We start from the raw sequence: 7,515 nt of genomic DNA, 5'->3' as shown, positions 1-7,515 counted from the left end.
ATTGGCATCACGCGGCTCAAGACTGAACTGGCCTTGGCTGGCCGATTTGATCTTGCCGAGCCTGCTGTTGGAGTCTTCCGCGAACTTCTGGGCCACCTGGCGGGCGTTGCGTGTCGCTTCTTCGATCATCTGCGGTTTGAGCGCGTTCAGTCCGGAGAATTGATAGTCGGTGGACTGATAGCCGCCGCCGACACCGACGCCCTGCTTGCCGAGTTCGGCGATCTGGGTGTTCATGGCCCGCACCAGATCGATGTTCCTGGTGTACACCGTGGCGGTCTGCGTCGCGTAGTAGCGCAATCCGCCGCGGTTGTCGTCGGTGTACTGGCCTTTGTCATTCACATTGGGTGCCGAGAGCGTGATCTCCGCGTCCTTGAAACCCTTGTCGCGCAGGAATTGGCGCACTTTTGCACCGTCCTTCTCCAATTGCATATACACCGCGGACAGCTCGTTGCCGCTGGCGGCGAAGGTCACCGGCCACAGCGCGGTATCGGCCGGCACATTGCGTTCCGAAAGGCCTTTGACCGTCACCGTGCGCTCGTATTCCTTGAAGCGGATCAGGCTTTGGCCGAGCGTCAGGCCCAGCAGGAACAGACCGGACAGCATGCCGCCGGCAAGAATCCAGGCGCTTTTGGGGCTAGAAGTGGACATGACGTATTCCTCGGCAACGGATCGGCCTATTAAAGCAAAAGCCGGGCGCCCTGGCGATGCGGGGCCCGGCGCCGGTTATGCGGCGTTTATCCGCCGAAGGCTTCGAGCTGCTTGAGGGCATGCGACCACAGGGTATCTTTGTGGGCGCTGCGGAAGAAATTCAGATGGCCGATGGCCCGGCCGCCGAAATCCGCCGGGCGCAGGGTTTCCATGGCGGCACTGCGCGCGTTCGGATAATGCGCGATCAGACTGCGCACCGCTTCGGGCGTGCCCCAGGGATCGTCGCTGATCTGGTACAGATGCAGATGGCCGGTGAATTGGCGGGCATTGCCGCGGGCGTCGAACTGGCGGGCATCGAACACGAAATCGGCCTGCTGGGCCCATTCGGCGAATTCGCGGCCGAGCGTGGTGGGCAGATCATGGTTCAGCCCGGCCCATCCCGGCCAATACCCGAATACGGCCGTACTCAAGGGCACCAATGCCCGCCACGCGAACCAATGGAAATAACGGTGCGGGCGTGCCATCAAGGGCCAATAGGCCGACAAAGCGGCAATGCCGAGCAAGCCGTCGATGCGGTTACTGGCGCGGGTCAGGGCCGGCATCCAGCCGCCGACGCTGTGGCCGACGATGTACAACGGCTGCTGCGGGTGCTGCGCATGCATCCAGTCGATCACCGCGGGGTAATCCTGTTCGGCCCATGACGAGAAGCCGATGTCGGCATAGTCCCGGATCGGGCGCAGTTTCGATTGACCGACGCTGCGGAAATCGAAGGTCAGCACGTCGAATCCGTGACCGGCGAGATAGCGGCAGAAGTTGTAATAGAACGTCTGCGGCACCGCCGTGGCCGGACCGACGATGACGCTGCGCCCTTTCCGGCAAGACGCTTCGGCCGGAAACAGATGCCCGATCAGGCGATCATGTTCACCTACCGCAATCCCGATGGTCTGCATGGTCCGGTCTCCGCGCCGTCAATGCACCGACTGCGCCGGCGTATCGCGGTCGACCTTGAACCAGGCCGCGTACAGCGCCGGCAGGAAGAACACGGTCAGCAGGGTCGCCACGATCAGACCGCCCATGATCGACACCGCCATCGGCCCGAAGAACACGCTGCGCGACAGCGGAATCATCGCCAAGACCGCCGCCAGTGCGGTCAGCACGATCGGCCGGAAGCGGCGCACGGTGGCATCGATGATGGCGATATAGGGCGCGCTGCCGGCACGGATGTCGTGGTCGATCTGATCGACCAGGATGACCGAGTTGCGCATGATCATGCCCGACAGCGCGATGGTGCCGAGCATGGCCACGAAGCCGAACGGCACGCGGAAAATCAGCAGGAAGGCGGTCACCCCGATCAGCCCGAGCGGCGCGGTCAAGAGCACCATGAACGCACGCCGGAAACTTTTCAGCTGCAGCATCAGCAGAGTCATCACCACCAGCAGGAACAGCGGCATGCCGGCAGCCACCGATTTCGAGCCGCGGTTGGAGTCCTCCACGGTGCCGCCGGTTTCCAACAGGTAGCCGGTGGGCAGCGCGGCGCGGATGCGTTCCAGTTCCGGCAGGATCTGCGCAGTCACGGTCGGCGGCGCGGTCTCGTCGTAGATGTCGGCTCGCACGGTAATGGTCGGCAGGCGATTGCGGTGCCAGATGATGCCATCTTCCAGGGTGTATTCGAGCGTGGCGATCTGCGACAGCGGCACGCTGGCACCGGAGTCGACCGGCACCGACAGACTGTCGAGCAGATCGAGATTAGCGCGTTCGTTGTCCGGACCGCGCAGCAGGATCTCGATCAGCTCATTGCCTTCGCGGTAGGTGCTGACATTGGTGCCCGACAGCGAACCGCGCAGGAACGCAGCCAGATGCGTCGAGGTGATGCCGAGCGCGCGGGCGCGGTCCTGATCGATGTTCAGGCGCACGATCTTGCTGGGCTCGTCCCAGTCCAGATTGACGTTGGCCACGTGCGGATTGGCGCGCACCTTGTCCGCGACGTCATGGGCAAGGCGTTTGACCTCGTCGATGTGTTCGCCGGACACCCGGAACTGGATCGGATAGCCGACCGGCGGACCGTTTTCCAGACGCGATACCCGCGTCTGCACGGTCGGGAATTTTTCATGCATCAAGTCGATCAGCCAGAGTCGGGTCCGTTCCCGGGATTCGATGTCCTTGGTCAGGATCACGAATTGGGCGAAGTTGGCCTGCGGCAGTTTCTGGTCAAGCGGCAGATAGAAGCGCGGCGAACCGGCGCCGACATGACTGACGAAGTTGACCAGTTCCTTGCGCTTGGCCAGCTCGCGTTCGAGCTGCTCGGCAACGCGCTGGGTATCCTTCAGCGAAGCGCCTTCGGCCAGTTCCACATCGACCATCAGCTCGAGGCGGGTGGACGACGGGAAGAACTGCTGCGGAATGAAACGGAACAGCAGCACCGAGGCCACGAACGCGGCAATGGTGCCCAGAATCACGGTCCGTCGGTGCTGCAGGCACCAGCCGACCCATTGTTTGAGCTGCCGGTAGAAGGGCGTGCCATAAGGATCCTGATGCGCGCTGTCGGAATCCGCCAGCCAACCCTGCACCACGCGGGGAAGCAGCAAGGACAGGCGCTGCTTCAAGCGGGATGTTTTGCGGCCCGATGGCGATTCAGGCGTATGCGCATCCGGCAGCAGCCGGTAGCCCAGGAACGGAATGAAGATGACCGCGACGATCCAGCTGAGCAGCAGCGCGATGGTGACCACCTGGAAGATGGAGCGCGTGTATTCACCGGTCGAGGAGTTGGCGGTGGCGATCGGCAGGAATCCGGCGGCGGTGATCAGCGTGCCGGTCAGCATCGGGAAGGCGGTGCTGGTGTAGGCGAACGAGGCCGCCGAAAGCCGGTCGAAGCCCTGCTCCATCTTGATGGCCATCATCTCGACCGCGATGATCGCGTCGTCGACCAGCAGTCCGAGCGCGAGAATGAGCGCGCCGAGCGAAATCTTGTGCAGACCGATACCGAAGTAATACATGGTGGCGAAGGTCATCGCCAGCACCAGCGGTATCGACAGGGCCACCACCAGGCCCGGGCGTTTGCCGAGCGAGAAGAAGCTGACCAGCAGCACGATGATGACCGCTTCGGCCAGGACGCGGACGAATTCACGCACAGAGTGCTTGACCGCCGCCGGCTGGTCGGACACCTTCTCGAGCGTGATGCCGGCCGGCAGGGTCTTCTGCAGGCGCTGGAATTCGGTTTCCAGCTGTGCGCCGAGCGCGATGATGTCGCCGCCTTTGCGCATGGACACCGCGATGCCGATGCCGTCTTTGCCCATGAAGCGCATTTTCGGCGCGGCCGGATCGGCGAATCCGCGCGATATCTCGGCGATTTCGCCGAGCCGGAAATTGCGGCCGTTGGCCCGTACCGGGAAGTTCCGGATTTCATCGATGGATTTGAATCCGCCACTGACCCGCAGCTGCACGCGGTCGGTTTCGGTTTCGAAGAAACTGCTGCTGTTGACCGCATTCTGGGCATCGATGGCCTGCTGCACCTGGTACATCGACAGGCCGAGCGTGGCCAGCTTGGTGTTGGACAGGTTAATCCAGATCTTTTCATCCTGCAGGCCGACCAGTTCGACTTTCGCCACGTCCGGCACGCGGTGCAGTTCGAGCTCGATGCGTTCGGCGTAGTTCTTCAGCGTGGCGTAGTCGAAGCCGTCGCCGCTGAGCGCGTAGATGTTGCCGAAGGTGTCGCCGAATTCGTCGTTGAAGAACGGGCCCTGCACGCCCTGCGGCAGGGTATGCCGGATGTCACCGACCTTCTTGCGCACCTGGTACCAGAGTTCGGGCACGTGATCGGAAGTCATGGCGTCTTTGGCCATGAACATCACCATCGATTCGCCGGGCTTGGAATAGGAGCGCAGGAATTCGTACTGTCCGGTTTCCAGTAGTTTCTTTTCGATGCGGTCGGTCACTTGCTGGCTGACTTCGGACGCGGTCGCGCCCGGCCAGAAGGTGCGTACCACCATGACCTTGAAGGTGAACGGCGGGTCTTCGGACTGGCCGAGTTTCTGGTAACTGAAGATGCCTACCAGCGCCAGCACCAGCATGGCGTAACGGACCAGCGTGCGGTTCTTGATCGCCCAGGCGGAAAGGTTGACGCTCATCGCGCCGCCTTGGCGGCAGCGGTCATCGGCACCGGTCGGTTGTCGGCATCGACCGCGCGCACGCGTTCACCTTCGCGCAGCAGATGCACGCCGGCCTGCACGATCCACTCGTTCTGCGCCAGACCCGCGCTGATTTCGGCGCTGCGCGCCCCGTAGCGGCGGACGGCGACGCCGCGTTTCTGCAGGCGGCCATCGCGGGCGATGACCCAGACCGCCGGCTTGCCGTTGCTTTCGGTCAAGGCCGACAAAGGTACCGAAAGGCCGTTACCGACGGCATCGTGCATGTAGACACGGGCGCTCTGGCCGAGCTGGGTGACGGCCTTGGCATCATCGAAGGCCACCCGCACGGCATAGGTGCGGGTCAGCGCATCGGCGGCGGCGCCGATTTCCCGGATCTTGCCGTCGTAGGCGGTACCTTCCTGCGTCCACAACTCAACTTTCACCGGCTGTCCGAGACGCAGGTTCGGCAGGTGCTGTTCGGCCACGGAAATGGCGACATCACGGGCACCGTCGGCGGCGAAGGCGAACACCGGCTGGCCGGCGGAAACCACCTGCCCGGCTTCGGCCAGACGCTGGCTGATGACGCCGTTGCCCGGTGCGCGGATCACGGCATAGCCGGCTTGGTTGGTGCTCACCCGCGATTGCGCGGCGGCCTGCTGATAGCGGGACTGCGCGGCCTGCGCCTGGGCTTTCTTGCTGTCATACAGGGATTGCGACACCAGCTGTTTGCCCACCAGTTCGCGATAGCGGGCCAATTCGGCGACCGCCAGATCGCGGTCGGCACGCAGGGCCTGCACCGAGGCATCGGCAGCCTGGCTCTGCAGCGCAAGATCACTGTCATCCAAACGCGCCAGAATCTGGCCGGCCTGCACACGGGCGCCGGCATCCACGTAGCGGTTGGCGATTTTTCCCGCCACCCGGAACGACAGATTGACTTCCTCGCGGGCACGGACTTCACCGGCAAAGACCTGCGAGGCCGTGCCGCTCGGCTGGGCCTGCGTCACCAGAACCAGACGCCGGGTATCGGCCTCGGGAGGGTTCGAACAGGCGCCCAACAGCAGCAAAAGAACGGCGGCAAGGCCGATAGGACGCGATTTCAGGTGGCGCATGGGAGAATCCGATTTATTGTACTGACTGGTATACTATCATTATATTGTACTAATTGGTACACTAATGTGATGAATCTGCGAAATCCCCAAAAACTCGGCCGGCCGAAAAACCCGGAAAAACGCCAGGCCATCTTGCAGGCGGCGGCGGAGCTGTTTCCGGCCAAGGGCTTTTCCGGCGTGAGCATGATGGAAATCGCCGAAAGGGCGAATGTCTCGAAACTGACCCTGTACAGCCATTTCGTCGACAAGGAAGACCTGTTCACTCAGTCGGTCATCGACTGCTGCGAGCAGCAGCTTCCGGCCAGCAGCTTCAAACCCGCGCCCGGTCTTGATCTGGAGCAGGCCCTGCGCGCCATCGGCAACGGCTTTCTTGATCTGATCATGGACGAGAAGGCGCTGACCCTGCACCGGATGATTATCCAGCAGTCCGGCGCCGACAGCGACCATGCCGGCCTGTTCTTCAACGCCGGCCCGGCGCGCATGCTGTCCGAAATGCGCAGCTTTCTGGAACAGGCCTCGCGCAGCGGCGCGCTGGCGATCGCCGAACCGCAGCTGGCGGCCGAGCATTTCTTCTGCCTGCTCAAGGGCCTGGTCTACATGCGGGTGATGATGGGCCTGAGCCCTCCGCCGGAGAAATCCGAACGCGAAAAACACGTGCAGGAAGTGGTTTGCCTGTTCCTGCGCGCGTACCGGCCGCAGACGGCCTGAGAAGGTGACTTTTGGCACGTTTTCAGACCGCGGCGAACGGGGATAATCACTTACTGCACACAGGCAAACGGCTTACAATATGGGCTCTTGCCGGAGGATGAATGAAATGACGATGAATGTTGAAAGCGCCCGCCACGCCATGATCGAGCAACAGGTCCGCCCCTGGGACATCGTTGATCTTCAGGTCCTGGCCGCGATGTCGGCGGTGCCGCGCGAGAATTTCGTGCCGCCGGCCTACCGCGACCTCGCCTTCGCCGATACCGCCCTGCCGATCGGCCACGGCGAAACCATGTTCAAACCGGTGCTGGAAGGCCGCATGCTGCAGGGCCTGAAACTGCAGCCGAACGACGAGGTGCTGGAAATCGGCACCGGTTCCGGTTTCATCACCGCCTGTCTGGCCAGCCTGTGCCGTTCGCTGGTCACCATCGATCTGCACGCCGATTTCATCGCCGCCGCCAAAACCCGTCTGGCCGCGCTCGACCTGAACAATGTCCGCTATGAACAGGCCGATGCGCTGGCGTTCGATCCGGGCCAGCAGTTCGATGCCATCGCCGTGACCGGCGCCGTGACCGAGGTGCCGCAATCTTTTCTGGACTGGCTCCGTCCCGGCGGCCGCCTGTTCATCATCCGCGGTCAATCGCCGGTGCAGGAAGCGGTATGCCTGACCCGCACCGCGCAGGGCTTCACTACCGAAAGCCTGTTCGAAACCGATATTCCCTACTTGACCGGCGCCCAACCGGTTGACCGCTTTTCCCTTTGATGAAGGAATTCCGCATGCGTTTCAAAGCGACCCCCCTGGCTTTGGCCACCGCCCTGGCACTGAGCGGTTCGCCGGCTTTCGCCGTCGATCTGGTCCAGTCCTACACCCAGGCCCGTCAAGGCGATCCGACGCTGGCCATCAGTGAATCGCAGAACGCCATCTCCAA

At 62.9% G+C, this 7,515-nt stretch carries 6 protein-coding genes; 2 read left to right on the top strand and 4 right to left on the bottom strand.

Annotation, left to right across the window (positions count from 1 at the left end; all coding sequences use genetic code 11):
- The 4 genes from Q0W88_RS09840 to Q0W88_RS09825 form a co-directional block, all read right to left on the bottom strand.
- A partial coding sequence (locus Q0W88_RS09840; RefSeq protein WP_297802982.1) for an SIMPL domain-containing protein occupies window positions 1-648 on the bottom strand: 648 nt, incomplete at its 3' end.
- 86 nt (window positions 649-734) lie between these two features.
- On the bottom strand, window positions 735-1,598 hold the full coding sequence (locus tag Q0W88_RS09835) for an alpha/beta fold hydrolase (protein WP_297802979.1): 864 nt from the start codon (window positions 1,596-1,598) through the stop codon (window positions 735-737).
- Between the two features lie 18 nt (window positions 1,599-1,616).
- Window positions 1,617-4,772: an efflux RND transporter permease subunit gene (locus Q0W88_RS09830; RefSeq protein WP_297802976.1), complete on the bottom strand. Its 3,156-nt coding sequence runs from the start codon at window positions 4,770-4,772 to the stop codon at window positions 1,617-1,619.
- Window positions 4,769-5,881, bottom strand: a complete 1,113-nt coding sequence (locus Q0W88_RS09825; RefSeq protein ID WP_297802973.1) for an efflux RND transporter periplasmic adaptor subunit — start codon at window positions 5,879-5,881, stop codon at window positions 4,769-4,771. The genes Q0W88_RS09830 and Q0W88_RS09825 overlap by 4 nt, the downstream gene beginning before the upstream one ends.
- 69 nt (window positions 5,882-5,950) lie before the next feature.
- On the opposite strand from Q0W88_RS09825, the gene Q0W88_RS09820 reads away from it, so the two are divergent.
- Window positions 5,951-6,589: a TetR/AcrR family transcriptional regulator gene (locus Q0W88_RS09820; RefSeq protein WP_297802985.1), complete on the top strand. Its 639-nt coding sequence runs from the start codon at window positions 5,951-5,953 to the stop codon at window positions 6,587-6,589.
- Window positions 6,590-6,695: 106 nt separating this feature from the next.
- Window positions 6,696-7,349, top strand: coding sequence for a protein-L-isoaspartate O-methyltransferase (locus Q0W88_RS09815; RefSeq protein WP_297802971.1), 654 nt, complete (start codon window positions 6,696-6,698; stop codon window positions 7,347-7,349).
- The last annotated feature ends 166 nt before the right edge of the window (window positions 7,350-7,515 follow it).

This window comes from Arenimonas sp. GDDSR-1 (genome assembly GCF_025980345.1).
Lineage (GTDB): Bacteria > Pseudomonadota > Gammaproteobacteria > Xanthomonadales > Xanthomonadaceae > Arenimonas.
Note: the sequence above shows the minus strand (reverse complement) of the source record. Positions and strands in the feature narration are given on the sequence as shown.

Bases quoted from the DNA above. Each gene is read 5' to 3' on its own strand.
- Q0W88_RS09820 (WP_297802985.1), top strand. From the start codon at position 5,951: ATGAATCTGCGAAATCCCCAAAAACTCGGCCGGCCGAAAAACCCGGAA.
- Q0W88_RS09830 (WP_297802976.1), bottom strand. From the start codon at position 4,772: ATGAGCGTCAACCTTTCCGCCTGGGCGATCAAGAACCGCACGCTGGTC.
- Q0W88_RS09815 (WP_297802971.1), top strand. From the start codon at position 6,696: ATGACGATGAATGTTGAAAGCGCCCGCCACGCCATGATCGAGCAACAG.
- Q0W88_RS09825 (WP_297802973.1), bottom strand. From the start codon at position 5,881: ATGCGCCACCTGAAATCGCGTCCTATCGGCCTTGCCGCCGTTCTTTTG.
- Q0W88_RS09835 (WP_297802979.1), bottom strand. From the start codon at position 1,598: ATGCAGACCATCGGGATTGCGGTAGGTGAACATGATCGCCTGATCGGG.